Source organism: Bordetella genomosp. 10, from assembly GCF_002261225.1.
Lineage (GTDB): Bacteria > Pseudomonadota > Gammaproteobacteria > Burkholderiales > Burkholderiaceae_B > Bordetella_C.
Window position 1 is genome coordinate 1,493,082 of record NZ_NEVM01000001.1, and the last position, 26,627, is coordinate 1,519,708.

A 26,627-nucleotide genomic window follows, 5' to 3' on the forward strand; every position below is an offset into this window, starting at 1 on the left:
CCGCGCGATCCGCGCGTCCGCGCCGAGGCCGACGCCGGCCGCTGGCCAGGGCCCGCCATCGCGGGACCCGCGTCCCGCCTTTCGTTCAACTCACGCTGGATCATCATGCTAGACCCCACTCTGCTGCGCAAGGAACTGCAAACCGTCGTCGACCGGCTGAAGAGCCGTGGCGTCGACTTCGACACGGAACGTTTCAACGCGCTGGAGTCTCGCCGCAAGGCCGTCCAGACCGAGACCGAGTCCTTGCAGGCCAGGCGCAACGCGCTGGCCAAGCAGATCGGCCAGCTCAAGGCGAAGGGCGAGGATGCGTCGGCCGTGATGGCCGAATCGCAGGCCGTGCCGGTGCGCCTGAAGCAACTGGAGGAAGACCTGGCCGAGGTGCAGGGGAGCCTGAACGAATGGCTGATGGCGATTCCCAACCTGCCGCACGCCAGCGTGCCGCAGGGCGGCTCCAGCGACGACAACGTCGAAGTGCGCCGCTGGGTGCCCAAGGCCGGCGCCGACGGCAATCCGGCGCCGCTGGGTTTCGAGGCCAAGGACCACGTCACGCTGGGCGAGCCGCTGGGGCTGGATTTCGATATGGCGGCCAAGCTGTCGGGCGCGCGCTTTTCCTTCATGCGCGGCCCCATTGCCCGCCTGCACCGGGCGCTCGCGCAGTTCATGCTGGACCTGCAGACCAACACGCACGGCTACACGGAATGCTATACGCCGTACATCGTCAATGCCTCGACGCTGTACGGCACCGGCCAGTTGCCCAAGTTCAAGGACGACATGTTCGCGGTCAGCAAGGGCGGCGACGATGACGCCAAGGTCGACGAGCAGGGCAAGAGCTACGTCCGCGAGGACCAGTACCTGATTTCGACTTCCGAGATCACGCTGACCAGCGTGGCGCGCGACAGCATCCTGGCCGACCCCGACCTGCCGCTGCGCCTGACCGCCCATACGCCGTGCTTCCGTTCCGAAGCCGGCAGCGGCGGCCGCGACACCCGCGGGATGATCCGCCAGCACCAGTTCGACAAGGTCGAAATGGTGCAGATCGTCCGTCCCGATACGTCCTATGACGCGCTGGAGCAGATGGTCGGCCACGCCGAAAAGGTATTGCAGTTGCTGGGCCTGCCGTATCGCGTGGTGCTGCTGTGCACCGGCGACATGGGTTTCGGCGCCGCCAAGACCTACGACCTGGAGGTGTGGCTGCCGGCGCAGAACACCTGGCGCGAGATTTCGTCGGTGTCGAACTGCGAGAGCTTCCAGGCCCGCCGCATGCAGGCCCGCTTCCGCAACGCCCAGGGCAAGCCGGAGTTCGTGCACACCCTGAACGGCTCCGGCCTAGCCGTGGGCCGCGCCCTGGTGGCGGTGCTGGAAAACGGCCAGCAGGCCGATGGCAGCATCGTGGTGCCGGAAGTGCTGCGCCCCTATATGGGCGGCGTCGACGTCCTGGGTGGCTGAGCGCCGGCTGCGAGAAGGGGGGGCCTTGGCCTTGGCCCCTGCCCAGCGACAAAAAAAACGCTGCATGGTCGCCCATGCAGCGTTTTTTTGTCCTCTTATCGTCGTGTGCCAGGCCTCGGTGCGGAGGCCTGGCGGGCCATGCGCGGCGCACGGTACGCGCCGCCGCGCTTAGCGGTGCCAGCCCGGGCCGCCACGGTAAGGGCCGGGGCCGCCGTGGTAATAACGGGGCCCGCCACGGTAGCCACCGTGCCACCCGCCGTAGATGACGGGGCCGGGGTAGTAATAGGGACGGGGAGCCACTATCACGGGCGGGGGCGCATATACCGGCGCCGGGGCCACGTAGACGGGAGGCGGGGGCGCCACGTAAACCGGCGCGGGCGCTACATAGGCGGGCGGTCCGACCACCAGCGGCGGCACGCCGATGGCGATGCCGACATCCACTCGCGCCATGGCCGCGCTGGAAATCATCAGGGCGGCGGCCCCCATCCCTGCAATCAGCCAATGCTTTTTCATGATGTACCTACGCTTTGCCGTCTAGCGGCCAAGTTAATAATCAACGGCCTCATTGTCCGTCAAACCACCTCATCTGTACCTTGCAAACTCCACAGAAGTGGCGACAAACCACTACAATTCCCAGGAGAGATTGGGGTTTTTTGTGGTTTTGAGGCTTCTTGAGGATTTGACCGCCGAGGGACGCATCGGGTTCCGAAATCCGGTGAAACAGGTGGGCCATAAAGGGGTGGCGGGCAGTGCTTTTTCATTTTCTTACATATCGGATAATGGACGGAAAGTGGGGGGACCAGAGACGCAAGCAGCGCAGGGCGTCACTCATTTTGAAATTACTGTTCGCTTTTCCTTGCATCTACGCAATAAAGGTGTCGAATCAGGTCGGCACAATCCTGTCCTGACTGATACGCCTCAGCGCCGTCCATGGTGGGAACGGTGGAGCGGTCGGTTCTGCTCCAGGGGAATCGCATCATGAATACTCGAACGGTCAATGGTTTCCGGGTGCGTTGCGCGGTCGAGGCCGTGAATCGCAAGTACCTGATCCAGGTCTGGACGCGCAAGGTCGGCGCCAATGCGCCGGAGAAGTGCTGGCCCTTGATGGACGTGGACGGGCGCGCGTTCTCCAACCAGGACGAAGCGGAGGCGCGTTGCGCCATGCTGTTCAAGGGCATCCGCGGCGTACGCGCCAATGGCGAGCCGGAGTATTCGCGCGGCGCCGCCTGAATCGACACTCCGCATCGTCCCCCTTACACTGCACCCTCGTCCAAGGGAGGGACGGCGGCGTGCAATATGAAAACCTGTACTGGGGCATGGCCACCATCGTGGGCCTGGCCATCGTCGGCGGCGGCCTGTTCGCCGCCGTCTTCCGCAATCGGGCAAATTCCCTGGGCGCTTGCGTGGTCCTGGCCACCCTGAATGCCTGTGGCGTCCTGCATTTCGCCGGCGACGGCCCCGTCGCCGACCAGGCCGTCTTGCTTGCCTGTGCGGCTTTCATGTTCACCCTGGTGATATCCGCGGCGGCGACGCTCGCCATGCGCCGGGTATTGCGGCGTTAGCGAACATCGGAACGTTCTCGCCGGCGCCCGCGTAATGCGTGGGGCCGCGCTTGGCGTGCATGCCGGCATGATGCGCGGCGCCTGATGCGCAGAGTCGCGCTCGGTGCGTAGCCCGCATGATGCGTGGGCGGCGCTCGTTGTGCGCGCTCATGTGCCTTGCGGCGCCTGCTCTGGCACCTTCAGACGCCGAAGCCGCATTCCCTGCGCAAGGATGCCGATCCCGGTTCGCTCAAGGCGCGCACGAATTCCGTTGCCAGCGCGGGCGCGGCGGCGCGGGCGCAGACCGCGGCGGTGTAGACCGTGCTCAAGCCGCAGCCGGACGGCAGGTTGCCGACCAGCGTAACGCCCGGCGTATAGCGGATTTCCGTCACCTGGGTGCAGCCGACCAGCCCCGGCGTGCCGGCCTGGGCCATGGCCGTCATCGCCGCGTTGCCGTTGGGATATTCGTGGATGCGGTCCGCCAGGGCCGCCGTGAGCCCCAGTTTGTCCAGGACGCCGGCGATGTGGATGCCGGCGGTGGACTGGGTCAGGTGCGGGACGTAGAGGCCGGCGCAAGCCAGCAGGGACGCGCGCAGGGCATCGCCGCTGCCGACGTCCACCGGCGGGCTGCCGGCGCAGACCGCCACGCCGGTTTCGACCCGGCCCAGCGGCCGCGCGCTGCCGTCGACCAGATGGCCCTGCCCGCTCAACTGGTCGATGAGGGTCTGCGACAGGATCACCAGGTCGCATGGCGCGCCGGCCAGCAGTTTGTCGCGCATGGCGCCGACCGCGCCGAAGGTGGGCGCCAGCGTGCAGGCATGCGCGGCCTCGAAAGCCGGCCGCAGCCCGTTGACCACCGCTTGCGCGGCGCCGCCGCTGAATAAATGCAGTTCCATCTCTTTCCTTCACGTTTGCCCCGGTCTAGTGGGCGGACCGGGCAGATCTCAAAAAAAGGCCGGGCGCAAGCCTCGGTACTCATCCTGGGCGTAGCGGATCCGGCTTTGCCGGTCCGCCAACGCCGCCCCCTTGAGGGGGCCGCGCGCAGCGCGGTAGGGGGTGGGCCCATTCTGGGGTGGGCCTATCCATCGGCATTCGTTTCCTCATCGTTCATCGCCTGCATGATGCGGTCCGGCGTCAGCGGCATGTCGCGCACGCGCACGCCCAGGGCCTGGGCCACGGCGTTGGCGATGGCCGCGGCGGTGGGCCCCAGGGCCGCTTCGCCGGCGCCCAGCGGCGCGTCGGCGGGCCGGGACACGATGTCGACGCTGACGTGCGGCGCCTGGCTGAAGCGCAGGATAGGATAGCTTTCCCAATCGCCGTCGAGCAGGCGGGTGGCGTCGAAGCGCACGGCTTCCTGCAAGGTCCAGCTCGCCGCCTGCAGGGCGCCCCCTTCGATCTGCTGGCGCACCCCGTCGGGATTGATCGCCAGGCCGACGTCGACCGCGATATGCAAGGCGCGCAAGCGCACCTGGTCGTCCACCTCCACGTGCGCGACCACCGCGCAATACGCGCCGGTGCCCTTGTAGCGGGCGACGCCGCAGCCCCGGCCACGCACGCTGTCGCCGTCCGGCGAGGCGCCGTCCTGGCCCTCGGCGAGGTCGCTGGCCCGCCAGGCCGCGCGCAGCACCGCGGCCATGCGCGGGTCTTCGATGTGCGCCAGCCGATAGTCGCGCGGGTGCATGCCGGCGGCCTGCGCCAGTTCGTCCATGAAGGATTCGATGGCGAAGACGTTGGCGTGGGCGCCGAGCGCGCGCAGGGCGGACGCGCGCAAGGGCACGTCGCGCACGCGGTGGCAGGCCACGTCCACGCGGGCGAAGGCATAGCCGGGCTCGGCATTGCGGTCCATGCCGCCGCCCACGGCGCGCGGCGCGTCGACCGCGTCCAGGCGTGGAAAGGGCGTGGCCAGATGCCAGCTACCGAGCAGCGTGGGCGATGGCGCCCGCCCCGGACGCAAGCCGTGGCCGGGGCTCCAGGCCGCGTGCCTCCAGGCCAGGATGCGGCCGTCGGCGCCGACGTCGGCTTCCAGTTCGACGGCCATCGCCGGTCCCAGCGGAGACCAGTTGAGTTCGTCGGCGCGCGACCATTGCACGCGCACCGGCCGGCCGGGACAGTGGCCGGCCAGCCATGCGGCGTCGTAGGCAACGTCGTCGGCGCCGTTGTGGCCGTAGCAGCCGGCGCCCTGCACGTGCTCGACCACGATGGCGTCTTCGGAACGCCGCAGGGCCAGCGCCAGGTCGCGGCGCAGGTTGTAGATGGCCTGGCTGTGCGTCCATATCTCCAGCCGCGCGCCGTCGTCGCGCGCCAGGGCGCAGGATGGTCCGATGGACGCATGCTTGAGGAAGGGCCGCGAATAGGCGGCGCGCAAGGTGCGGACCGCGGCCGCCGCGCCGGCGCCCACGCCTGGCGCCGGCGCGGCGCCAGGCGAACGGGCTGCCTCGAGGACGGTGGGCGCGATGTCCTGGGCGGCGCGCGGGCTACGCGGCGGTGTGGCGCCGTCGCCTTCGGTCGCGGCAGCCGTGCCGCCGCGCCATTGCAGCGTGTCGCAGGGCAGTGTCTTCAGCCATGCCGGCAGGGCTGCGGCGTCCGGCAGCGTGGCGGGCTCGTCCCAGGTCGCGCCGGCGGCCAGGCGGGCCAGCGCGCGCTCCGCGAGGTCTTCCCGTGCTGCGATGACGCCGGCCAGCGTGCCGTCGCGCGGCACCGCGATCACGCCCGGCCAGGCGGCCACCTCCGTGTCGTCCAGCGCCAGGAGCCGGGCGGCGGGCGAGGGCGGGCGCAGCATGCGTCCGTGCAGCAGGCCGGGCAGCTCGATGTCGTGGATGTAGCGATAGCGGCCATAGACCTTTTCGGCGATGTCGTCGCGCGGCCGCGATCGCCCGACTTCGCGATAGGCGGCGCCGGCCTTGGGGACGACTTGCGGGTCGGCCGGGCAATCCAGCACGGCCGCATCGATTTCCCAATAGCTGCCCAGCCGGTCCGCGCCGTGCAGGAACACGCCGTCCTCCACGCGCAGCGCCCGCGCCGGCAGGCCGTGCGCCGCGGCCACGTGGGTCAGGCACAACGCGCGCGCCTGCGCGCAGACATGGCGCAGCGCCTCGCCCGAGTGCTGGATGGAAAGGCTGCCCGAGGTGACCGCCTCGTCCGGGCTGAGCGCGGTGCGCGGCGGCGCCATGTCGATCCGCGCGAACGCCACGTCCAGTTCCTCGGCGGCGATCTGCGCCAGCGCGGTGCGTATGCCCTGGCCGATTTCGACCTTGCCCGAGCGCACACGTACCCGGCCGGGCGGATCGAAACCCAGCCACGTCGACAGGCGCGGGTTGGCGCGCAGGCTGAAGGGCAGGGCGCTATTGGCGTTGTCCATCGTCGCTGCTCCTGCCCTGGACGGGGGCGTGCGAAGGCGATGCGTCCGCCGCGGCGCGGGCCACCGCGCGCAGGACGCGCGGATGCGTGCCGCACCGGCACAGATTGCGTTCCAGGCCCGCGCGGATCTGCGCCTCGGTCGGATGCGGGCAGCGCCGCAGCAGGGATGCCGCCGCGATGAGCATTCCGGAGGTGCAGTAGCCGCACTGCGCCGCCTGTTCCGCGATGAAGGCGCGCTGCACCGGATGCGGGGCGTCTGCATTGCCCAGCCCTTCGACCGTGAGCACGTCCTTGCCCGCCGCCGACCACATCGGCGTATCGCAGGCGGGGACCGCATGGCCGTCCAGCATCACCATGCAGGCGCCGCACAGGCCCGCGCCGCAGCCGAAATGGCTGGCCTTCAGTCCCAGGTCGTTGCGCAGCACGTCCAGCAGGCTGCGGCCCGCGTCCACGCGCAGGGACAGGGGCCGGCCGTTGACGGTCAACGCGATGGCGTCCGCGTCTCCGCCGGGACCGGCGTCCGAATCCAATCCCGGTCCCGCATTCCGTCCCGCATCCTTGTCCGCTTCGCCCATGATCGTTCCCGCCCGGGTTTCCCGCCGTCCGCCGCGGTCAATCGACCGTGATGTTGGCCGATTTGACGATGGCGCCCCACTTGTCGATGTCCTGCTTGAGAAAGGTCGTGAACTGGGCCGGCGTCATCTTCATCGGCGTCACGCCGCTTTGCGCCCACTCCGAACGGATGTCCGGCTGGTCGGCGATGCGCGAGATGCGTTCGTTCAGGAAGTTCACGACGTCCGGCGGGGTGCCCTTGGGCGCCAGCAGGCCCAGCCATATCGTCGCGGTGTAGCCGGGTACGCCGGCCTCGGCCATGGTGGGCGTATCGGGCAGGACGCTGGAGCGTTCCTTGCCCGTGGTCGCCAGCGCCACCACTTTCCCGGTCCGTATCAGTTCGGTCATGGTGCTGACGGCATCGAACATCATGTCGACCTGGCCGCCCAGCACGTCGGTGCGCGCGCCGCCGCTGCTTTTGTAGGGGATGTGGGCGATGTTGATGCCCGCCATGCTCTTGAACAGTTCGCCGGCCATGTGATACGGCGTGCCGGTGCCGGAGGAGGCGTAATTGAATTTGCCCGGCGACCGCTTGGCTTGCTCGATCAGCTCCTTGACCGACTTGACCGGCAGCCCCGCGCGCACCACCAGCACCAGCGGCGCCTCGTTGACCGGCGCCACGGCGGTGAAGTCCTGCATCAGGTTGTACGGCCGCCTTTTCAACAGCGTTTCGTTCACCGTTTGCGTATTCGACATCATGAGCAGGGTGTAGCCGTCCGGCGCGGCCTTGGCCACGTATTGCGTGCCGATGACCGCGCCGGCGCCGGGCCGGTTCTCCACCACGAAGGACTGGCCGGTTTCCCGGCCCAGGCGCTGCGCCAGCACGCGCGCATAGACGTCGGCGGAGCCGCCGGCGCCGAACGGCACGACGATGGTCACGGGATGGCTGGGATAGGTCTCGGCCCGGGCGGGACCGGGAACGGCGCTCCAGGCCGCGGCGATGACGAGGGCGGCCGCGACGCGGACGCGCGTCAGAGAGGCCACGCGCGCAAAGCCCGTAAAGAGTTTGATGCCCGCAAAGGACGTAAAGGCATTCATCGATTGTCTCCTCACGACCCGCCGGGGCGGCCGTGGTTGGGAACCGGGCACGCCGGTCCGCGTATCCTCGCGCTCGGCGTGCCAGCGGTCATGCGCCGCCTTTTCGGTCAGGGCGGAGCGCGATGCTCCGGATTCCGTTCGTCAGGCCACGGGGTTTTCAAGCACGCCCAGGCCTTCGATTTCGATGCGGATGACGTCGCCCGATTGCACGAAGCGCGGCGGCTTGAAGCCGATGCCCACGCCGGCCGGCGTGCCGGTGGCGATGACGTCGCCCGGCTTCAGTTCGATGCCGGCGGAGATGGTTTCGATCAGCGTGGGAATGTCGAAGATCAGGTCGGCCGTATTGGCGTTCTGGCGCAGTTCCCCATTGACCCAGCATTTCACGCCCAGGCGGGTGGCATCGACCTCGTCGCGCGTGACGAGGTACGGACCCATGGGGCAGAAGCCGTCGAGGGACTTGCCCAGGAACCATTGGCGATGCAGTTTCTGCAAGTCGCGTGCGGTGACGTCGTTGACGATGGTGTAGCCGAAGACGTGATCGAAGGCGTCGGCCTTGCGGATGCCGCGGCCGGCCTTGCCGATCACCACGGCCAGTTCGGCTTCGTAGTCGACCTGCCGCGTGACCTGCTTGTGCGGGGGAATGGCCGCGCCGGGCCCGATCACGGTGGTGGCCGGCTTGGTGAACACCACCGGCGCCTCGGGGGCGTGCTCGCCTTCCTTGGCGCTGCTGTCGAAGCCCGACTTGCTGAATTCGGCGGCGTGTTCGTGGTAGTTCTTGCCGACGCAGAAAATATTGCGGCGGGGTTGGTCGATGGGCGCCAGCAGTTTGACGCCGGACAGCGGTTTGCCCGGGCGCGTGGTGGCCAGTTGCGGGCGCAGGCGGGCGAAATCATGTACCAGTTGGACCATGTCTCCCCGGAAATCGGGCGCCAGCTCGGAGATGGGCCAGAATTGCTGGGATTGCGTGTCGACCAAGGCGATGGCGGAGAGGCCGTCGAGCGCGATGTGGGCGAATTTCATGTCTCGTTGATAATCCAATTGGTTGTGGCAGGGCGTAATTTAGAACCAAAATGGCCCTCCATCAATACAAATTTTGGGCGACAGGATGACCAATTGGTTCATGTTGGGGTAGAATCGCCCAGTCTCGGGGTGTGCGTGAAAGAGGGAGTGCGTCGAACGTGGATGAACGGGTAGCCGGAGCCGCCGTGCGGTCCGAAGGCGCCAGGGAGCTGGCGCGGTATCTGCAAGAGGAAATCGGCGCGGGCCGCTTGCGCGCGGGGGTGAAGCTGCCGCCCGAGCGCGAATTGAGCCTGCGCTTCGGCGCGTCGCGCGGTTCCGTGCGGCGCGTGCTGGCGGATCTTCGCCAGCGCGGCCTGATCCGGCAGTCCGTGGGCAGCGGCACCTTCGTGTCGGAGGAAGCCGAGTCGCTGCTGGGCGCGCCGCCGGCCGCCGTGCCCTGGTTCCACGTGCCGGTCAGCCCCGCCGAATTGATGGAGGCCCGCCGCCTGATCGAACCGCTGCTGCCCCCCATGATCGCGCGCAACGCCACCGCGGCGGACTTCGCGGCCATGCAGCACTGCATCGAGCAGTCCGAGGCCGCGAACACGATCGAAGGTTTCGAACACTGGGACGGGGAATTGCACAAGAGCTTCGCGCTGGCCACGCACAACGCTTTCTTCATGCAGATCCTGGAGCTGACCAACCGCGCGCGCGAGCAGGGCGAGTGGGGACGCCTCAAGCGCAATTCGCTGACCCCGCAGCGCCGCGCGGAATACGAACAGCAGCACCGCGCCATCGTCGATGCGCTGAGGGACCGCGACGCCGCCCAGGCCGCGGCCTTGATGACAGGACACCTGGAGCAGATCCGCCGCAATCTGTTCGGCGAGTGAACGCGCGGCCGGATATTCCACGTCGCCGCGACGCCGCGTCCCGGCCATTTGTATCGAACATCGGTCGAATGTCGACAATCGGGACGGACCCGCCATCGTCCATCTGCCTTGCGCTCGAGAGACACGCTCGACGCGCCGTTATGCCGTTGGACAAGATGCGTAAGCGGAGCTATCCGGTTAAGATTGTCCGGCGTCAAACTTGAAATATTGTAATAATCTTCATACAAATGTCCATGCACACGTTGAGCGCCGGCGTCCCGATGTACCACCAGATTGCACAGGTGTTGCGGCGACGCCTGGAAGCCGGCGATCTGGGCGCCGGCAACCAGATGGCGACGGAACAGGCGCTGTGCGAGGAATTCGGCGTCAGTCGCACCACCGTCAGGCATGCGTTGAGCTACTTGAAGCGCGAAGGCCTGCTTAGCAGCCGCCGCGGCGTCGGCACCCGGCGCGTCGAGGCGGGACCGCGCAAGAAATACGTGCGGTCCACCGGCGATCCCCTGCACGCCACCTTGTCCAGCAAGCCCCGCATCCTGTCGCTGGGCCTGGCGCCGGCGCCGGCGCAAGTGGCGCGCTTCCTGGGGCTGGAAGAGGGCGCCGAGGTTTTCAAGATCGTGCGCATGCACGATCTTGACGGCGAGCCGCTGTCGGTCGTGATCAGCTACATGCCCGCCTATCTGTCCAAGATTTCCCGCAGCGCCATGCAGCGCGAAACGCTGCACGAGATTTTCTGGCACGACTTCGGCCTCAAGGTCGAGAGAAGCGTGCACACCATACGCGTCAGCCGCGCCGATACCGATATCGCCGCGCTCCTGAAGATCGGCCTGGCCGATCCGGTGATGCATATCCAGGCGCAGACCTTCCTGCGCGGCGGCCAGCCGATCCGCTGGACGGAAAACTATTTTTGCGAAGACCGCTACGAGTACACGGCCGAGTTCATCTGGGATGCGCCCGCGCCCCGGCGCAAGACGGCGGCCGCCAAAACCGGGGAAAAAAAGTGATGTTGTCCAAGCTGTTCGGCGTTTTGTTCTCGAAGGCGAAGGCGTCCGCCGCCGCATCTGCACCCGCGTCGTCGCGCAAGTCGTCCTCCGCCTTGCTCCCGCGCGCTGCCGGCCTTTCCCTCCCCGTGCGCAAGCGGCCGCTGCTGGCCGCCTGCCTGGCCGCCGCCGCCGCGATGCCGTTCGCCGCCGGCGCGCAGGCCGCGGATGACGCCGCCGGTTATCCCGACAAGCCCATCCGCATCATCCTGGGCTTCCCCGGCGGCGGCGGCGCCGACGTGCTGCTGCGTTCGGTCACGCCCGGCCTGGCGCAGGAACTGGGCCAGCCCATCATCGTGGATAACCGCCCCGGCGCGGGCGGCAACCTGGCCATGGACGCCGTGGCGCGCGCCGCGCCCGACGGCTATACCCTGTTGATGGGATCGCCGGGCCTGGCGACCAATCCCTTCCTGTACAAGGACCTGCCCTTCGATCCGCTCAAGGACTTCGCGCCCATCGGCATGGTGGGCAGCGTGCAGAACGTGCTGATCGTGCGGCCCTCGCTGCATATCGACACCGTTGCCGACCTGGTGCGCTACGCCAAGGAGCATCCCGGCGTACTGAACGTCGCGTCCTCCGGCAACGGCACCTCCCTGCACCTGGCCGCCGAGCTGTTCAAGCGGGACACGGGCGTGAACATCGTGCACGTGCCCTATCGCGGCGGCCCGCCGGCCATGACGGACCTGCTGGGCGACCGCGTCGACATGATGTTCAACGTGCTGCCGCAGGCGCTGGCGCAGATCAAGGCCGGCAAGCTCAAGGCGCTGGCCGTCACGGCGGCGCAGCGCTCGCCGATGCTGCCGGACGTGCCCACCATGCAGGAAGCGGGCGTGAAGGGCTATACGGCGACCACCTGGAATGGCCTGCTGGCGCCCGCCGGCACGCCCCCGGCCATCGTCGACAAGATCAATGCGGCCTTGCACAAGGTGCTGGCGATGCCCGAGACGAAGAAGCGTTTCGAGGACATGGGCCAGGACGTGGTGATGGACACGCCCGCCGAATTCGGCCGCCTGATCAAGGACGAAACCGTGAAGTGGAAGGCCGTCATCGAGGAAGGCGGGATCAAGGCGCAATAGGGTCCAATGGCGCTGTAAACGCCATGCGGCCATGGCCGGGCAGTCGATGCGCAAGCACCAGGATGCCGCGCGCGATCATGTTGTCAAGGAATACTGATGGAAGCTCGTCGCTACGGTCCCTTTCCCTACATTCCCCAGCCGGCGCGTCCGCCGTTCGCGCTGCCCGGCGGCGCCCGGGTCGCGCTGTGGATCAATCCCAATGTCGAGTATTTCGGCCTCGACGACGTGATGCCGGGCGTGCTCAACGAGCGCATTCCGGCCGCGCACGCCAAGATCCCCAACGTGCGGAACTGGTCGCTGCGCGACTACGGCAACCGGGTCGGGGTCTGGCGCCTGATGGACACGCTCAGCCGCTACGGCATCCGCGCCAGCGCCGCGCTGAACAGCGAGCTGTGCGACCACCATCCCGAGATCATCGAGGAAGCCGTGCGGCGGGGCTGGGAATTCCTGGGGCACGGCATCACCAATGCCATCCGCTTGAACGAGATGCCCGCGGAACAGGAACGCGCGGCCATTTTCCAGATCGTCGAGCGGATCGAGCGCGCGTCGGGCGTGCGGCCGGTCGGCTGGCTGGGCCCGGGCCTGGCCGAGACGTGGAACACGCTGGAGTACCTGTCGGAGGCCGGCATCCGCTACGTTTGCGATTGGGTCAATGACGACCAGCCCTACACCATGACCGTAGGCCGGCCGCCCATGGTCTCGCTGCCGTATTCGGTGCAGACCAACGACGTGCCGGCGTACTTCGACATGAAGATGTCCGTGCCGGAATTCGAGGCCGCGATCAAGCGCACCTTCGACACGCTATACCGCGAGGGCGAAACGTCCGGCCGCGTCATGGCCATCGCCGTGCATCCCTTCGTCACCGGCCTGCCGCACCGCATCGGCGCGCTCGACGCGGCGCTGGAATACATCTGCAAGCACCCCGGCGTCTGGCTCGCCACCGGCCGCGAAATCGTCGAGCATTACCAGCAGAGCGATTTCGCCCAGGCCATGGCGCCCCGCTGAGCGGGGGCCGGCGCCCCTGGGGGCGCCGTTACCGCCCTTACCATACCCAATCGCGGATTTCGGGCTTGTCTATGCCCTCTTCGTGCGCATAGGCCATGTGCTCGATGATGCGGTCGCGCAGCCACTCCTTCACGTGGGCGCCGACCACGTGCAGCTTGGGCACGCGGTCGATGACGTCGATGGCCAGGTGGAAGCGGTCCACCTCGTTGATCATGGCCAGTTCGAAGGGCGTGTTGATGTTGCCGCGCTCCTGGTAGCCATGCACGTGCATGTTGTCGTGATTCGCCCGCCGGTAGGTGAGCTTGTGGACCAGCGACGAATAGGAATGGAAGTTGAAGATCACCGGCTTGTCGCGCGTGAACAGCGAGTCGAAGTCGCGGTCGCTGAGCCCGTGCGGGTGCTCCGTATCGGACACCAGGCGGTAAAGGTCCACCACGTTGACGAAGCGGATCTTCAGCTCGGGGAATTTCTCCTTCAGCAGCTTGGTGGCGGCCAGGGCCTCCATGGTCGCGATATCCCCCGCGCACGCCATCACCACGTCCGGCTCCGCGCCCTGGTCCGTGCTGGCCCATTCCCAGATGCCGATGCCCTTGGTGCAATGGATGGTGGCGCTCTCCATGTCCAGGTACTGCAGGTGCGGCTGCTTGTCGGCGACGATGACGTTGACGTAGTCGCGCGTGCGCAGGCAGTGGTCGGCCACGCTGAGCAGGCAGTTGGCGTCCGGCGGCAGGTAGATGCGCACCACCTCCGGGCTCTTGTTGGCCACCACGTCCAGAAAACCCGGATCCTGGTGGGTGAAGCCGTTATGGTCCTGGCGCCAGACCAGCGAGGTGATCAGCAGGTTGATCGACGGCACCGGCGCGCGCCAGTCCAGTTCGGTCTTGGATTTCTCCAGCCACTTCGCGTGCTGGTTGAACATCGAATCGATGACGTGGACGAAGGCCTCGTAGGTGGCGAAGAAGCCGTGGCGTCCCGTCAGCACGTAGCCTTCGAACCAGCCTTCCAGGGTGTGCTCGCTGAGGATTTCCATGACGCGGCCGTCGGGCGCCAGGTAGCCGCCATCCTCGTCCTGCGGCAGCGTCTGCGCCAGCCAGGTCTTGCCGGTCGCCTCGTACAGGGCGGTCAGCTTGTTGCTGGCGGTCTCGTCCGGGCCGAAGACGCGGAAGTTGGTCATGTTCCGCCGCATGACGTCGCGCAGGAATCCCCCCAATACTGCGGTGGGCGAGACGTAGGACGAGGCCGGCGCGCGCACCGGCACGGCGTAGTCGCGGAAGGGCGGCAGGTCCAGGTCGCGCCGCAGCAGGCCGCCGTTGGCATGGGGATTGGCGCTGATGCGGCGGTCGCCGCGCGGCGCCAGCGCGCGCAGCGCTTCGACAGGGGCGCCGTCGGCGTCGAACAACTCCTCGGGGCGATAGCCGCGCAGCCATTCCTCGACCGCCCGCAGGCTTTGCCGGTTGGTGGCGGGATCGGCCACCGGCACCTGGTGCGCGCGCCAGGAACCTTCCACCTTGTGCCCGTCCACCGTTTTCGGGCCGGTCCAGCCCTTGGGCGAACGCAGGACGATCATGGGCCAGCGCGGCCGCCCGCTCGACCCGCCTTCGCGCGCGCGCTGCTGGATGGCCCGGATTTCATCGATGCAGGCGTCCAGCGTCGCGGCCATCTGCTGGTGCATGCGCGGCGGGTCGTCGCCCTCGACGAAGTAGGGCTTGTAGCCGTAGCCGATGAACAGCGCTTCCAGCTCCTCGTGCGGGATGCGCGCCAGGATGGTGGGATTGGCGATCTTGTAGCCGTTCAGGTGCAGGATGGGTAGCACCGCGCCGTCGCTGACCGGATTGAGGAATTTGTTGGAGTGCCAGGAGGCGGCCAGCGGGCCGGTCTCGGCCTCGCCGTCGCCCACCGCGGTGGCGACGATCAGGTCCGGGTTGTCGAAGGCGGCGCCGTAGGCGTGTGAAAGGCTGTAGCCCAGTTCGCCGCCTTCATGGATGGACCCCGGGGTTTCCGGCGTGCAATGCGAGCCTATGCCGCCCGGGAACGAGAACTTCTGGAACAGCCGCTGCATGCCGGCCTCGTCCAGCGAGCGGTCGGGATAGACCTCCGAATAGCGGCCTTCCAGCCAGGAGCAGGCCAGCGAGGCGGGCGCGCCGTGGCCCGGGCCCGACACGAACAGCACGTTGAGGTCGCGCTGGCGGATCAGGCGGTCGAGGTGGACCAGCATGAAGTTCTGGCCCGGCGACGAGCCCCAGTGGCCGAGCAGGCGGTTCTTCAGGTGTTCGGGCTTGAGCGGCTCGCGCAGCAGCGGATTCGCCCGCAGGTAGATCATGCCCGCCGCCAGATAATTGGCGGCGCGCCAATAGGTGTCCATCAGGCGCAATTCTTCTTCGGACAGGGGGCCTGTCAGGGGTGCCGCTGCGTGACTTGCATCGTTCATCGGACCTACTCCCTTGCATGAGATAAGCGGATAAGCGGATAAGGGGATACGCGGACAAGCGGATATGCGGACGAGCGCATACGCGCCGCCGCGGCCGGGACGGCGGTATCAGGCGGACGCGCCGCGCGCCCGTTCGAAGATCGAGACCCAGCCCGCGTACTGGCCGGCGATGCGCCGCGCCGCATCCTCCCGCGTGGCCTTGCCGGCCTCGAAATCGGCGACGGCGTCGAAGAAACTGGTGCGGCCCACCGCGAAGCCGATGAAGCCCGGCACGCTGGCGGCCGTGGTCAGCCAGTGGCGCACCTTGGCGTCGTCCGCGCCGCGGCCCAATACGATGCAGCCGACCTTGCCGCGGCCGCCGCGGCGCGCCACCTCGACCACCGCGGCGCAGTCGGCGCGCTGGTCCAGGCCCTCGATCTTCCACACCGCGGGCTCGACGCCGGCGTCCTGCAACTCGCGCATGGCCTGCATCATCAGGCGGGGACGCAGTTGCAGGTCGTAGGCATGCTTGTCGCCGCGCACGCTGCTGAGCTGCGCCTGGGTGGCCGGGACCAGCAGTTCGAACATCAGGGGACGGCCCGTCTTCAGGCAATAGCGCGAGAGTTCGGCCAGGCGTCCGGCCTGGCGCTGGTTCATCCCGCTATCGCTGTCTTCCGGGTTGTAGCGCACCAGGACCTTGGCGAAGGCGGGATCGAAGGCTTCGATGTGCGCTGCATAGTCGTCGCCGTATTCGAAGTGGAATTCGTCCGAACCGCTGCGTTCCACCGACAGCGCCGTGACGTAGCCGCGCCGGCGCGCGTCGCGCAGGATGGCCGCGCCGTATTCCTCGTCCACCAGCACGCCCGCGTGGGCGGCGTCGACGTCGCGGTCGCGCGCGCCTTGCAGAAAGCCTTCGTAGATCAGTTGCTTGCTGTCCTCCACCTTGGCCTGCTGTTCCGCGGACAAGGGGGGGACATAGTTGAACATGCCCTTGACGTAGGAGTTGCGATGGTCGAAGGGCAGGAGATAGAGGGGGAGTTCGTAGCCGGGTTGCATGGCGCCTCCGATAGCGGTGTGGGGCGGGAAGGGAAGACCCGCCGGGTGGCCGGACGGGGCGGCAAACGTCATGCCCGTCCGGACGTGTCCGTCATGGCGAGCCTCCCGCCGCCTGGGCGGGCTGCCACCGCGCCAGGGTGCCGATGTGCTCCAGCGCGAGGTCTGGCGGCGGATAGCGCGCGTTGGTGGCCGCGTCGCGGCCGTAGTGGCCCTGCCGCACGAGTATCGTGGTGACGCGGGCGCCCCAGGCCTGCTTGACCGCGGTCAGCAGGGCCAGCTTGTCGTCCACCATGACGTAGTGCCGGGCAGGCTGGGCGCGTTCGATCTGCGACAGCATCTGCTGCTTGTGCACGTAGATGAAAACGCGTTCGTCGACGGCGGCCGCCAGCCCGGCGGCGCGGATCTTGTGCGGCTGGTAGACGGCGTCGCCGTCCGAAAGGATGACCGGCCGGCCCCAGCGCGACAGGTTGCCGATGGCCTCCAGCGCGCCTTCGAACACGGCGTCGGCGAAGGGATATTCCAGAAGGAAACGGGAAATGCCCGGCAGCAGCAGATCGTTGCGGCCCGGCTGGCGCAGCGCCTGCACCGCGCCCAGGTAGTCGGCGTAGCCGAGACGGCCGCGCAGGTCTTCGTACCGCTGCCAATAGTGCTGGTTGCCGTCGGGACCCAGGGTATCGGTCAGGTGGCGGCGCAGGTCGGCCTGCAGGCGGTCGTTGTCGAACAGGGTATTGTCGACGTCGAGCAGGAAGACACGATCGGGGACGGGATTCATCGGCGTCATCGGAGGTATTCCCGGGGTATTCCATTACCGCGCGAAGGGCCATTGTGGCAGAAGTTTCCTTGCCCAGATGTGTCAGATTGCTTGTATCGGGGGCGGACCCGCGGGGGACGCATCCGGCCGCTCGGCCGGGGGCTCCGTGCGCAGCCAGGCCTGCACCGATTCCAGCAGGGCGGCCAGTTGCCGCCGCGCGTCGTCGAGGACGTTCGCGCTGCAAGGCGCGCCGCCGGCGTCGGCCAGCGTCCGCTGGGCTTGCGCGCAGGCGGCCATCAACGCCTGGGCGTCTATCATGCGCGCCACGCCCAGCACCGCATGCACGGCGCCGTCCATGACGCGCGCGTCGCCGCTCTCGGCCGCCGCGGCCAGCGCGCGCGCATCGGCATGCCCGGAACGCAGCAATTCCTCGAACATGGCGCGGTTGCTCGATACGTTCCCGCCGCACAGGTGATCGATGGCGAGCGGATCGAACAGCAGGCCGTCGCGCCACGGCCCCCGCAGCGCCCGCGTGCGCGGAATATGGCTGCGCAGGTGGCGCCGCAAGGTCTCCAGGCCCACCGGCTTGAAGAGGCAGGCATCCATGCCGGACGCGCGGCAGCGCTGGATTTCCTCCTGCCGCGCGTTGGCCGTATAGGCGAAGATCACGCAGCGCGGCTCCTGCGCGGTTTCCGCCGCGCGGATGCGGCGCGCCAGCGCGTGGCCGTCGCCGTGGGCCATGTTGCAGTCCGTCATCACCAGGTCGTAGGCGCCGGGACGCCAGGCGCGCCAGGCCTCGTCGCCGCTGTTGGCCTGCACCACGCGATGGCCCAGGTGTTCCATCTGCTTGCGCAGCAGCAGGCGGTTGGGGGCATTGTCGTCGACGATGAGCACGTGCAGCGACGCCGCGTGCTCCGGCTCGGCGGGGAGGGCGGCGTCGTCCTGTTCCGGTGGCTCCTGGCGCGGCGCCTCCAGCGAAAATCGCACTTCCGTGCCCACGCCCGGCGTGCTGCGCAGGTGGATTTCGCCGCCCATCAATTCCACCAGCCTGCGCGTGATGCACAAGCCCATGCCGGTGCCGCCCAGCGTGCGCGCGCCTTCCCGCGTTTGCGTGAAAGGCTGGAACAGCAGGCGCTGGTCCTCCGCGCCGATGCCCATGCCGGTATCCGCCACCCGCACGTCGATCGCGCAGCGGTCCGCCGACACCAGGCGGGTGTCCAGCCGCAGCTCGACTTGTCCGGCGGCGGTGAACTTGACGGCATTGCTGACGAGATTGGAAAGAATCTGCTTGAAGCGCGTCGGATCGATCAGCACGTGGTCGGGCTGGCCGGGTGGGAGGGTCAGCTTCAGCGCGATGCCCTTGCCGCGCGCGATGCAGTCGAACATCTGCTGCACCGACTCCGCCAGTTGCGCCAGGCTGACGCGTTCGGGCAAGAGCTCCAGGCGGTCCGATTCGATTTTCTCGATATCCAGGATATTGCCCACGATGGCCAGCAGGGCCTGGGTCGATGTATAGGCCACCGTGACGTAGTCCTGCAGGGCGTGCTCGTCGCCCTTCAACGCCAGCTCCAGCATGCCGGAAATGGCGTTCATGGGCGTGCGGATCTCGTGGCTGGCGGTGACCAGGAATTCGGTCTTGGCGCGGTTGGCCGCTTCCGCGAGTTCCTTGGCCGCCTGCAACTCGTTGAGCAGGCGCACGCGGTCGGAAACGTCGATCCAGCCGCCGATGATGCCGGCGATGCCGCCCGAGGAATCGTTGTAGGGCAGCACCCAGTGATGGATGCGCCGGCGCGCCCGGCGCACCAGCCCCTCGCGGTCCGCGAAGATGGCCCGGCCTTCCCGCAGGGCTTCGCTGTAGATGGCCTGGTAGCGCCGTTCGTCCTCGGGGGTGATGAATTCGATGTTCGCTTCCTTCAGCGTCTTGTTCATGACCTGTTCGCGTTGCACCGCGAATTCCTCGAGATAGCGCTGGTTGCAGGCCACCAGCCGGCTTTCCGTGTCGCGCACGTAGATGGCGTAGGGCGTGCCGTTGATCAGCACCCGCATGAATTCGAGCTGGTCGTTGAGGGCGCGTTCGGCGCGCTTGCGCTGGCGTATCTGCCGGCGCAGATAGCCGTTCCACGCCACCAGCAGCAGGGCCAGCACGGTGGCCGCGCCCAGCAGCCGGTGCAATTGGCGGCGATGCGCGCTGGACGGGGCGATCAGCGTCTCCTGCGCCGCGCGCCAGCGCCGGATCAGGGCCGCCGTTTCCGTCGGCGTCAGGCTGGCCAGCGCCTTGTCGACGATGCCGCGCAGCAGCGGCTGGGCCTTGCTCACGGCCAGGCCCAGCCTGCTGGGGTCGCTGGGAAGATGGCCGCCGATGCGCAGCCAACTGGCGTAGCCATGCGCCAGCGCGTACTTGGCGCGCAGCTCCATCAGCACCGCGGCGTCGGCCCAGCCGTTGACGACGGCGTCCAGCGCGGCCTGGTCGCTATCCATGCGCACCAGCATGATTTCCGGGTGATGCTGGGCCAGCCAGGCTTCGCTGCTGCTGCCGGCCACGACGGCCAGGTGCTTGTTGGCCAGGCTGCCGGCGGGCACGTCGGCGCCGGGATGTTCCTGCCGCACCAGCAGCACGTTGCCGTTGGTCACGAGCGGCGCGCTGGTCGCGTAGGCGGGATCGTCGTACATGGCGAGATCGACCGGGGCGAGCAGGTCGAACCGTTGCGCGGGCCAGCGGGCCGGCGCGTTGCGGGCGCCGTCGACGCGCGTGATTTCGATGCGCAGGCCGGTGCGCCGCGCGATCGCCGCCAGGAATTCGTGGACGAGGCCGGGATCGTAGTCGAGCCCCCTGCCGTCCGGCCCCGATCCCGCGGGCTCGGCCAGGGCCGCGCTGATCGAGGGATGCGTCTCGATCCATTGCGCTTCCTCGGCCGTGAGCGGCAGGGGCGGCGCGTCCATGTCCAGCGCATGGAAAGTCCAGCAGCGCAGGTCGTCGGCGTCCGGCTCCGGCACGAACACGCGCGTGATCGACGCGTACAGGATCGAGAGCAGCGTGCCGCCGCCGGACGCCGGCGCGGCGCGCCGGCCGTGCGGCGGCGCAACGGCGCAGTAGGTGTCGTCGATGACCGCGTGGGGTGGCGCCGCGGGCGGCTGGCCGGCGCCGGCGCTACCTTCGCCATGCAGCAGCAAGGCCAGGACCAGGGCCAGGGCCTGCCACAGCCGCGGCCGGTAAGGAACGCGCATCGGCTTCAGACCAGGCCATTGCGGCGCGCCATGTCCGTGAGCTCCAGCAAGGACGTGACGTTGAGTTTCTCGAGCAGGCGCGTCTTGTAGGTGCTGACGGTCTTTTCGCTGAGCATCAGCGTGGCCGCGATGGTCTTGTTCAACGCGCCGCGCGCCAGGTGCTGCAGCACGACGAGTTCGCGGTCCGAGAGCAGGCGTATCAGCGCGGCCTCGCCGCCCGCGCCGTCGGCGGTGGCGCGCAGCGCCACGCTGGGGAAATACGTGTTGCCCTGCATGACGGCCTTGGCGGCGCCGATCAGTTCGGTGAGCTCCTTGCCTTTGTAGACGAAGCCCGCGGCGCCCGCGTGCAGGCATCGCGCGGCGAGGTGTTCGGGGTTCTGCGCGCTGAGGACCACGATGCGCGGGGCGCGTTGTTCGTCGTCGCCGCGCAGGCGCGAGATCACCATCAGTCCATCCATTTTCGGAATGCCGATGTCGAGCACGATGAGATCCGGCCGATGTTGACGGGCTGCGCTCAAGGCGTCGACGCCGGAGCCTGCTTCGGCGACGACCTTCCAGCCGTTCTGTTCGAAAAGGGTCTTGACGGCGAAGCGGATCATGGGATGGTCGTCGACGATCAAGACACTGCCTGCGTTTTGCACGGGTCGTTCCTGTCTGAGGGAAATCGCGGGGCAGTATACGGAGCCTGTCTGGCCCGGCGGATCAGACAGGGCTCATGGGCGTTGCAGAACAGATACTTATTGCGACTGCTTGAAAAATAGATAGTGTCCAAGCGTATCTGTCATGTTCTTGCGGGCATTTTTCAAAAGATAATGCACGCCGTCGCCGTGCTTTCATTCCTTGTCGCGCGCGCAAACAGAAAAGCAAAAAAAAGCCACGGAGGAATGCCTCCGTGGCCCAAACACGTGTGTATCGCCCGAGGAAAGACTTCCGCATCTCCTCCGCGATGGGCGACGGGGAAACGTAGCACCTGCCGCGTTCATGTCGGCGCAAGCGCTGTGTCCAAATGCATCATGGGCGCCGGCGTCCTGCTTTGCTTGAAACCCTGGAACGCCTTATTTGTCGGAACCAAACAAAATTCAATCGAAAAGCGACTGAATGGATGGCTTAAAAACTTGAAACCTCAATGTGGTTCTGTTGCGAAGCTTTGCGCTGTTCGCCGTTTCGTTGGAAGCGCGATGCAAGGTTCCGATTTAAATCCCGTGTCTTCACTAGTGCTACTAGTGCCAAGACCCATCGACTCATGCTATAGAGTGGCTGAGCAAAATATAAGCGGGGGGAGCGATGGAGCTATACGTAGCTGTCGCTGATGGATATCGTTTGGCGCTCGATGTCGAGCGTACGGAGAACGGCGAGTATGTTTGGTTGATTTATATCGCGATGACGCGGGAGGTCGGCAAGGGAACGCTGGTCGATCGCGGCACGCACTATCCCGCGGCGAGCGCCGCGGCGGCGGCTGGAATGCGCGCCTTGGAGCGCTTCGCCGACGAGCAGCGCATCACCGTCATGCGACCGGCGCCGCCGGTCGCGGCGAAGGCGCAACTGGGGTCCGCATGACACGCGTCGTCCTTGCCGATGAGCATGCCGTTAGCCGTTAACGTTCTGTGGTTAGCGTTCGTTCGGCCGCGGCTTTCAACTGATCGCGGCGCACGCCGCCCTGGCGTTCCAGCATCCACCCGGGGTACTCGGCGGGCAGCGCGCTGACGCGGTCCAGCATCGCCAGTTCCTCGCCGCTCAGGCGCAATTGCGTGGCGCCGACGTTGTCGTGCAATTGATCGAGCCGCTTGGCGCCGATGATGACCGTGGTCACCACTTCCTGATGCAGCAGCCACGCCAACGCGACCTGCGCCACCGAGACGTTGCGCGTCTGCGCGATCGCCCGCATGGCGTCGACGCAATCGTAGGCGCGATCGCGGTCGACGGGCGGGAAGTCGAAACTGACACGCCGGCTGCCGCTTTCGGCCTGGGTGTCGCGGCCGTACTTGCCGCTGAGCAGGCCGCCGGCCAGCGGGCTCCACACCATCAGTCCCACGCCTTCGCTCTTGAGCATGGGCACGAGTTCGCGCTCCAGGTCGCGGCCGGCGATGGTGTAGTAGGCCTGCAGGGATTCGAAGCGCGCCAGGCCCAGGCGTTGCGAGATGCCGAGGGCCTTGGCGATCTGCCAGGCGGCCCAGTTGGACACGCCGATGTAGCGGACGTGTCCGTGGCGCACCAGCGTGTCCAGGGCCTCCAGGGTTTCCTCGATGGGCGTGGCGGGATCGAAGCCATGGACCTGGTAGAGATCCAGGTGGTCCAGTTGCAGGCGTTGCAGGCTCTGCTTTACGCTGTCCAGGATGTGATAGCGGGAAAGGCCGCGTGAATTGACGCCGCGCGTGCCGCTCTCGCCGAACACCTTGGTGGCGACGACCACGTTTTCGCGCGGCACCTTGAGATTCTTCAGGGCCTGGCCGGTCAGCATTTCCGAACGGCCGTTGGCATAGACGTTCGCGGTGTCGATGAAGTTGATGCCGGCGTCCAGCGCGGCGCCGACGATGCCGTCCACGTCTTGCTGTTCGAGATTGCCGATCTGGCCCCAGATGCCGTCGGAGCCGCCGAAAGTCATGGTGCCCAGGCATAGTTCCGAAACGAACATGCCGGTGCTGCCGAATTTCCTGTAATGCATGAGTTCAACTCCTGGATGAATCGCGGCGCGGCGCGCGGCAGGGCCGGCGCCGGCGGCGATGGACGGGGGGATAGGGAAGAGGGGGAGGACGTCCAGTATGAGCCCCGCGGCGCATTCGAGGCTGCCCGATCCTGTTGAATTCTTGCCCGATTCTGCAAAGCTTCACAGACAACGCCGTCTGCGCGGTGCCGCGGCGGCGTGAAGGCGATATAGTCTGCGTTGGCGGCCAGCATCGTGGCGCACGTGGTTTCGGTATGGTTTTGCCGCGGCTTCGCTATCGTCCGCAGCGCGCGGCCGACGCCGCCGGTATCCACCGAGGATGCCTAATCCTGCACCATTGTTCGACTCAGCCGTCTTATCCGGGAATGTCCATGGGATCTCACGACCTGCCTTATTCCGCCTTGCCGCCGCTCGATAGCGAGGCGGCCGCGCGGCTGCGCGAAGACGCCGCGCGCCAGGAGCTGGTGGCGCTGGTCGCGCGCCACACCGGCGACCGCCTGGAAGGATCGATGCCGACCGCCGTGCCGGGACTGCACCTGCACCGCCTGATGTGCGAGAGCGGCCCGAGGCACAGCATCCAGAACCCCATCCTCTCGGTCATCGCCCAGGGCGGCAAGCGCCTGCTCGTGGGCGAGGATGTCTTCGAATACGATCCGTTCCACTACATGGTGTCGTCGGTGGACCTGCCGGTGGTCGGCAAGGTGCACGTGGCCAGTCCCACCGAGCCTTACCTGGGACTGCGCGTGGACCTGGACGTGGACGAGATCGGCGCCTTGATCCGCGACGAGCATCTGCCGCCGCCGGGGCCCGCCGAGGCGCCGCGCGGCGTGCACGTGCATCCGCTCGGCGCTTCCATGCTGGACGCGGTGCTGCGGCTGGCGCGCCTGCTCGACACGCCGGCCGATATCGCCATCCTGGCGCCGCTGATCAAGCGCGAGATCCTCTACCGCCTGCTGGTCAACGGGCAGGGCCTGGCCTTGCGGCAGACGGCGCTGCAGGACAGCCATACGCAGCGCATCGCGCGTTCGATCCACCAGATGCGGCAATGCTTTGACCAGCCGCTGCGGGTCGAGGACATGGCGCGCGACGCGCATATGAGCGTGTCGTCCTTCCATCACCACTTCAAGTCGGTGACGTCGATGAGCCCCTTGCAATTCCAGAAGCAGTTGCGCCTGCAGGAAGCGCGGCGCCTGATCTTCATGGGCGATGGCGACGTCGCCGTGGTGGCGCGGCAGGTGGGCTACGAAAGCCCGTCGCAGTTCAGCCGGGAATACAGCCGTCTCTTCGGCACCGCGCCGATGCGCGACAAGCGGCGCTGGCGCATGGAACCGGCGCGGGAATCAACGCGGGAATCAATGCGAGAAGCGGCCCGGGCGTCCGCGCGGGAACCGGCCGGCGAACCAGGCCGGGCGTCTTCCCGCCGGGCCGCCGCGCGCGGATGAACGGATGCGAAGGCGATACGTGAACGGATGCATGAACGGATCCACGATCCGGCCTCTCATCTCTTCACGTCCCTTCATCCCCCTTCATTTCACCCGCTGCTTCTCCAGCTTGCGGGCCAGCGTGCGGCGGTGCATGCCCAGCCGGCGCGCGGTCTCGGAGATGTTGAATCCCGTCTCCGCCAGCATCTCATGGATGCGTTCCCATTCCAGCGTCTTGATGGAAGTGGGCCGCTCCGTGACGCTGACGCCGGTGTCGCCCTCGGCGCGTTCGAAGGCCTGCTCGATGTCGTCGGTGTTCGACGGCTTGGCCAGGTAGTGGCAGGCGCCCAGCTTGATCGCTTCCACCGCGGTGGCGATGCTGGCGTAGCCCGTCAGCACCACGATGGTCATCGCGGGATCGTGGGCGTGCAGGGCCTGCACGCAGGCCAGGCCGGTGGCTTCGCCCTTGAGCTTGAGGTCGACCACGGCATAGCCCGGCGCGTGCTCGCCCAGCAGTTGCTGGACGTTCTCCAGGCTGGTGGCGTGCAGCACCGTATAGCCGCGGCGTTCGAAGGAGCGGCCCAGCGTGCGGGCGAACGCCTCGTCGTCCTCGACGATCAATAGCAGACGGTCGGCATCCGATTGCGTCAACGGCTCAGCTTGCATCGGCCTCTTCCTTGTCCTCGTCCTCGTTCTCGTCATCGTCCAGCGTCAGGGCCGCCAGCGGCAGGGTCAAGGTTACCATCGCGCCGCCCTGGGGCAGGTTGCGGGCCCATACGCGGCCGCCCAGCGTGCGCGCCACGTTGACCACCAGGAACAGGCCCAGGCCGCTGCCAGGGCGCCCCTTGCTCGACTGATAGGGCTTGCCCAGTTGCGCCAGCATGGCCGGCGGGAAGCCCGGCCCCCGATCGGTGACGACCAGGTTGAGATCGGCGCCGACGCGGCTGGCGCGCAGGCCCACCCACTCGGGAGAGGCCTCCAGCGCATTGTCCAGCACGTTGCAGATCATCTGCTTCAGCGCGGAATCGGAAATGATGCGCAGGTCCTGGCCGAAGTCGTTGTGGTAATCCAGCGTGGCGCCGGGCCGGGTGCCGCGCCATTCGGCGATGAGATCGTCCAGGAAGGTGCGCACCGTGGTTTCGACCGGCGCCTCGCCGCGCGCCTCGCCGGCCGACAGCAGGATGCCGCTGACGATGGACTTGCAGCGCAGCACCTGGGTCTGCATTTCGCTGATCTCCTGGCTCAGTTCCGGGTCGTCGGCGAAGGCCGGCATGCGGCGCCAGTCGCCGAGGATCACCGCCAGGGTCGCCAGCGGCGTGCCCAGCTCGTGCGCCGCGCCGGAGGCCAGCAGGCCCATGCGCACGATGTGCTCTTCCTCGGCCGCGCGCTGGCGCAGGTCGGCCAGGTGGGCGTCGCGCGCGCGCAGGTTGTGGCTGATGCGGCTGACGAAGACCACCAGCAGCACGGCGTTGATGGCGAAGCAGACCAGCATGCCCTGGATGTACAGGCTGGCCACGCCGTTGGCATGGTCCAGGGGCAAGGGCAGCGGGCGCGCGGCCAGCGCCAGGCCGCCGATGCAGCACAGCGCCACGGCCACCAGCGTCCACGTGCTCCACGACTTCAGCAGCATGGCGCCCAGCGTGACCTGCAGCAGGTAGAGGAAGACGAAGGGGTTGGTGGCGCCGCCGCTCAGGTACAACTGGGCGGTCAGCATGCCGACGTCCACCAGCATGGAGACGAACAGCTCGCCGTTGGTGACTTCGGGATAGACCCGCAGGCGCAGCACGCTGACGGCATTGAAGGCCACCAGGCAGCCCAGCACGGCCAGCATGTAGTTCAGCGGCAGGCGGACGTCGAAGCCCAGGTAGACGACGTAGATGGTGACCAACTGTCCCAGCGCCGCGATCCAGCGCAACTGGACCAGTTGGTGCATGTTCTTGTGGCCGGTGCTGTCGAAGCGCCGCCGGGCGGCGTCATCCGCCGGCGAGACGGCCGGCGCCGCGCAGGACGCGGGGCCGTCGTCGAGGGACGGGCCCGCCGCGGGGCGGGCGTCGGGGGAGGGATCTGCAGGGGACATCTTCGCAATCTCCATGCGCGCGAAGTT

Annotated in this window: 23 protein-coding genes; 9 read left to right on the forward strand and 14 right to left on the reverse strand. The window is 67.7% G+C overall.

What is annotated here, in order from left to right; all coding sequences use genetic code 11:
• The first annotated feature begins 105 nt into the window (after positions 1–105).
• Positions 106–1,446: a serine--tRNA ligase gene (serS, locus tag CAL29_RS06475; RefSeq protein WP_094852754.1), complete on the forward strand. Its 1,341-nt coding sequence runs from the start codon at positions 106–108 to the stop codon at positions 1,444–1,446.
• Between the two features lie 168 nt (positions 1,447–1,614).
• Here the strand turns inward: serS and CAL29_RS06480 are convergent, their stop codons facing one another.
• Positions 1,615–1,959, reverse strand: a complete 345-nt coding sequence (locus CAL29_RS06480; protein ID WP_094852101.1) for a virulence factor — start codon at positions 1,957–1,959, stop codon at positions 1,615–1,617.
• Between the two features lie 465 nt (positions 1,960–2,424).
• On the opposite strand from CAL29_RS06480, the gene CAL29_RS06485 reads away from it, so the two are divergent.
• Complete coding sequence (locus CAL29_RS06485; protein ID WP_094852755.1) at positions 2,425–2,676, forward strand: hypothetical protein; 252 nt, start codon at positions 2,425–2,427, stop codon at positions 2,674–2,676.
• A gap of 59 nt (positions 2,677–2,735) precedes the next feature.
• The gene (locus tag CAL29_RS06490; protein WP_256977226.1) at positions 2,736–3,008 is read left to right on the forward strand and encodes a hypothetical protein; all 273 of its coding nucleotides are present in this window, start codon (positions 2,736–2,738) and stop codon (positions 3,006–3,008) included.
• Between the two features lie 179 nt (positions 3,009–3,187).
• Here the strand turns inward: CAL29_RS06490 and CAL29_RS06495 are convergent, their stop codons facing one another.
• The 5 genes from CAL29_RS06495 to CAL29_RS06515 all read right to left on the reverse strand — a co-directional run bounded on the left by CAL29_RS06495 (position 3,188) and on the right by CAL29_RS06515 (position 9,014).
• On the reverse strand, positions 3,188–3,883 hold the full coding sequence (locus tag CAL29_RS06495; protein WP_094852103.1) for a molybdate ABC transporter substrate-binding protein: 696 nt from the start codon (positions 3,881–3,883) through the stop codon (positions 3,188–3,190).
• A 182-nt stretch (positions 3,884–4,065) separates the two neighbouring features.
• On the reverse strand, positions 4,066–6,345 hold the full coding sequence (locus CAL29_RS06500; protein WP_094852104.1) for a xanthine dehydrogenase family protein molybdopterin-binding subunit: 2,280 nt from the start codon (positions 6,343–6,345) through the stop codon (positions 4,066–4,068).
• A complete protein-coding gene (locus CAL29_RS06505) occupies positions 6,329–6,919 on the reverse strand; it encodes a (2Fe-2S)-binding protein (protein WP_094852105.1) in 591 nt (196 codons plus the stop codon). The genes CAL29_RS06500 and CAL29_RS06505 overlap by 17 nt, the downstream gene beginning before the upstream one ends.
• A gap of 37 nt (positions 6,920–6,956) precedes the next feature.
• On the reverse strand, positions 6,957–7,994 hold the full coding sequence (locus CAL29_RS06510; protein WP_094852106.1) for a Bug family tripartite tricarboxylate transporter substrate binding protein: 1,038 nt from the start codon (positions 7,992–7,994) through the stop codon (positions 6,957–6,959).
• A 141-nt stretch (positions 7,995–8,135) separates the two neighbouring features.
• Entirely contained in the window at positions 8,136–9,014 is an 879-nt protein-coding gene (locus CAL29_RS06515; RefSeq protein ID WP_094852107.1) for a fumarylacetoacetate hydrolase family protein, read from the reverse strand.
• A gap of 185 nt (positions 9,015–9,199) precedes the next feature.
• Between CAL29_RS06515 and CAL29_RS06520 the strand changes: the two genes are divergently transcribed.
• The 4 genes from CAL29_RS06520 (at position 9,200) to CAL29_RS06535 (ending at position 13,001) form a co-directional block, all read left to right on the forward strand.
• On the forward strand, positions 9,200–9,883 hold the full coding sequence (locus tag CAL29_RS06520; RefSeq protein ID WP_256977227.1) for a FadR/GntR family transcriptional regulator: 684 nt from the start codon (positions 9,200–9,202) through the stop codon (positions 9,881–9,883).
• Positions 9,884–10,116: 233 nt separating this feature from the next.
• Positions 10,117–10,884 carry a GntR family transcriptional regulator gene (locus CAL29_RS06525; RefSeq protein ID WP_179283932.1) on the forward strand — a complete coding sequence of 256 codons (768 nt, stop codon included), beginning with the start codon at positions 10,117–10,119 and terminating at the stop codon, positions 10,882–10,884.
• On the forward strand, positions 10,884–11,996 hold the full coding sequence (locus CAL29_RS06530) for a tripartite tricarboxylate transporter substrate binding protein (RefSeq protein WP_094852109.1): 1,113 nt from the start codon (positions 10,884–10,886) through the stop codon (positions 11,994–11,996). Before CAL29_RS06525 ends, CAL29_RS06530 begins: the two co-directional genes overlap by 1 nt.
• A 96-nt stretch (positions 11,997–12,092) precedes the next feature.
• On the forward strand, positions 12,093–13,001 hold the full coding sequence (locus CAL29_RS06535) for a polysaccharide deacetylase family protein (protein WP_094852110.1): 909 nt from the start codon (positions 12,093–12,095) through the stop codon (positions 12,999–13,001).
• 37 nt (positions 13,002–13,038) lie between these two features.
• On the opposite strand, the gene CAL29_RS06540 is transcribed toward CAL29_RS06535, so the two are convergent.
• The 5 genes from CAL29_RS06540 to CAL29_RS06560 all read right to left on the reverse strand — a co-directional run bounded on the left by CAL29_RS06540 (position 13,039) and on the right by CAL29_RS06560 (position 21,081).
• Positions 13,039–15,429, reverse strand: a complete 2,391-nt coding sequence (locus CAL29_RS06540) for a phosphoketolase family protein (protein ID WP_094852111.1) — start codon at positions 15,427–15,429, stop codon at positions 13,039–13,041.
• Between the two features lie 108 nt (positions 15,430–15,537).
• Positions 15,538–16,464 (reverse strand): 2-deoxy-5-keto-D-gluconate 6-phosphate aldolase domain-containing protein, encoded by a 927-nt coding sequence (locus CAL29_RS06545; RefSeq protein ID WP_094852112.1) that lies wholly within the window; start codon positions 16,462–16,464, stop codon positions 15,538–15,540.
• A 91-nt stretch (positions 16,465–16,555) separates the two neighbouring features.
• Positions 16,556–17,245 carry an HAD family hydrolase gene (locus tag CAL29_RS06550; protein ID WP_256977228.1) on the reverse strand — a complete coding sequence of 230 codons (690 nt, stop codon included), beginning with the start codon at positions 17,243–17,245 and terminating at the stop codon, positions 16,556–16,558.
• A 72-nt stretch (positions 17,246–17,317) separates the two neighbouring features.
• Complete coding sequence (locus tag CAL29_RS06555) at positions 17,318–20,440, reverse strand: ATP-binding protein (protein WP_094852113.1); 3,123 nt, start codon at positions 20,438–20,440, stop codon at positions 17,318–17,320.
• A 5-nt stretch (positions 20,441–20,445) separates the two neighbouring features.
• Entirely contained in the window at positions 20,446–21,081 is a 636-nt protein-coding gene (locus CAL29_RS06560; protein WP_256977229.1) for a response regulator transcription factor, read from the reverse strand.
• Between the two features lie 679 nt (positions 21,082–21,760).
• On the opposite strand from CAL29_RS06560, the gene CAL29_RS06565 reads away from it, so the two are divergent.
• Positions 21,761–21,997, forward strand: coding sequence for a hypothetical protein (locus tag CAL29_RS06565; RefSeq protein ID WP_094852114.1), 237 nt, complete (start codon positions 21,761–21,763; stop codon positions 21,995–21,997).
• A 37-nt stretch (positions 21,998–22,034) separates the two neighbouring features.
• On the opposite strand, the gene CAL29_RS06570 is transcribed toward CAL29_RS06565, so the two are convergent.
• On the reverse strand, positions 22,035–23,102 hold the full coding sequence (locus CAL29_RS06570; RefSeq protein WP_094852115.1) for an aldo/keto reductase: 1,068 nt from the start codon (positions 23,100–23,102) through the stop codon (positions 22,035–22,037).
• Positions 23,103–23,473: 371 nt separating this feature from the next.
• Between CAL29_RS06570 and CAL29_RS06575 the strand changes: the two genes are divergently transcribed.
• Positions 23,474–24,544, forward strand: a complete 1,071-nt coding sequence (locus CAL29_RS06575) for an AraC family transcriptional regulator (protein WP_256977230.1) — start codon at positions 23,474–23,476, stop codon at positions 24,542–24,544.
• Between the two features lie 84 nt (positions 24,545–24,628).
• Here CAL29_RS06575 and CAL29_RS06580 read toward each other — a convergent pair whose 3' ends face one another.
• On the reverse strand, positions 24,629–25,189 hold the full coding sequence (locus CAL29_RS06580; RefSeq protein ID WP_094852117.1) for a response regulator transcription factor: 561 nt from the start codon (positions 25,187–25,189) through the stop codon (positions 24,629–24,631).
• A complete protein-coding gene (locus tag CAL29_RS06585; RefSeq protein WP_094852118.1) occupies positions 25,179–26,600 on the reverse strand; it encodes an ATP-binding protein in 1,422 nt (473 codons plus the stop codon). The genes CAL29_RS06580 and CAL29_RS06585 overlap by 11 nt, the downstream gene beginning before the upstream one ends.
• Positions 26,601–26,627 lie beyond the last annotated feature (27 nt).

What these genes read in the sequence shown, in the direction of transcription:
- CAL29_RS06545 (WP_094852112.1), bottom strand. Translation starts at nt 16,464, where the DNA reads ATGCAACCCGGCTACGAACTCCCCCTCTATCTCCTGCCCTTCGACCAT.
- CAL29_RS06585 (WP_094852118.1), bottom strand. Translation starts at nt 26,600, where the DNA reads ATGTCCCCTGCAGATCCCTCCCCCGACGCCCGCCCCGCGGCGGGCCCG.
- CAL29_RS06580 (WP_094852117.1), bottom strand. Translation starts at nt 25,189, where the DNA reads ATGCAAGCTGAGCCGTTGACGCAATCGGATGCCGACCGTCTGCTATTG.
- CAL29_RS06480 (WP_094852101.1), bottom strand. Translation starts at nt 1,959, where the DNA reads ATGAAAAAGCATTGGCTGATTGCAGGGATGGGGGCCGCCGCCCTGATG.
- CAL29_RS06500 (WP_094852104.1), bottom strand. Translation starts at nt 6,345, where the DNA reads ATGGACAACGCCAATAGCGCCCTGCCCTTCAGCCTGCGCGCCAACCCG.
- CAL29_RS06515 (WP_094852107.1), bottom strand. Translation starts at nt 9,014, where the DNA reads ATGAAATTCGCCCACATCGCGCTCGACGGCCTCTCCGCCATCGCCTTG.
- CAL29_RS06540 (WP_094852111.1), bottom strand. Translation starts at nt 15,429, where the DNA reads ATGAACGATGCAAGTCACGCAGCGGCACCCCTGACAGGCCCCCTGTCC.
- serS (WP_094852754.1), top strand. Translation starts at nt 106, where the DNA reads ATGCTAGACCCCACTCTGCTGCGCAAGGAACTGCAAACCGTCGTCGAC.
- CAL29_RS06510 (WP_094852106.1), bottom strand. Translation starts at nt 7,994, where the DNA reads ATGAATGCCTTTACGTCCTTTGCGGGCATCAAACTCTTTACGGGCTTT.
- CAL29_RS06535 (WP_094852110.1), top strand. Translation starts at nt 12,093, where the DNA reads ATGGAAGCTCGTCGCTACGGTCCCTTTCCCTACATTCCCCAGCCGGCG.
- CAL29_RS06570 (WP_094852115.1), bottom strand. Translation starts at nt 23,102, where the DNA reads ATGCATTACAGGAAATTCGGCAGCACCGGCATGTTCGTTTCGGAACTA.
- CAL29_RS06485 (WP_094852755.1), top strand. Translation starts at nt 2,425, where the DNA reads ATGAATACTCGAACGGTCAATGGTTTCCGGGTGCGTTGCGCGGTCGAG.
- CAL29_RS06575 (WP_256977230.1), top strand. Translation starts at nt 23,474, where the DNA reads ATGGGATCTCACGACCTGCCTTATTCCGCCTTGCCGCCGCTCGATAGC.
- CAL29_RS06530 (WP_094852109.1), top strand. Translation starts at nt 10,884, where the DNA reads ATGTTGTCCAAGCTGTTCGGCGTTTTGTTCTCGAAGGCGAAGGCGTCC.
- CAL29_RS06505 (WP_094852105.1), bottom strand. Translation starts at nt 6,919, where the DNA reads ATGGGCGAAGCGGACAAGGATGCGGGACGGAATGCGGGACCGGGATTG.
- CAL29_RS06550 (WP_256977228.1), bottom strand. Translation starts at nt 17,245, where the DNA reads ATGACGCCGATGAATCCCGTCCCCGATCGTGTCTTCCTGCTCGACGTC.
- CAL29_RS06495 (WP_094852103.1), bottom strand. Translation starts at nt 3,883, where the DNA reads ATGGAACTGCATTTATTCAGCGGCGGCGCCGCGCAAGCGGTGGTCAAC.
- CAL29_RS06555 (WP_094852113.1), bottom strand. Translation starts at nt 20,440, where the DNA reads ATGCGCGTTCCTTACCGGCCGCGGCTGTGGCAGGCCCTGGCCCTGGTC.
- CAL29_RS06525 (WP_179283932.1), top strand. Translation starts at nt 10,117, where the DNA reads ATGCACACGTTGAGCGCCGGCGTCCCGATGTACCACCAGATTGCACAG.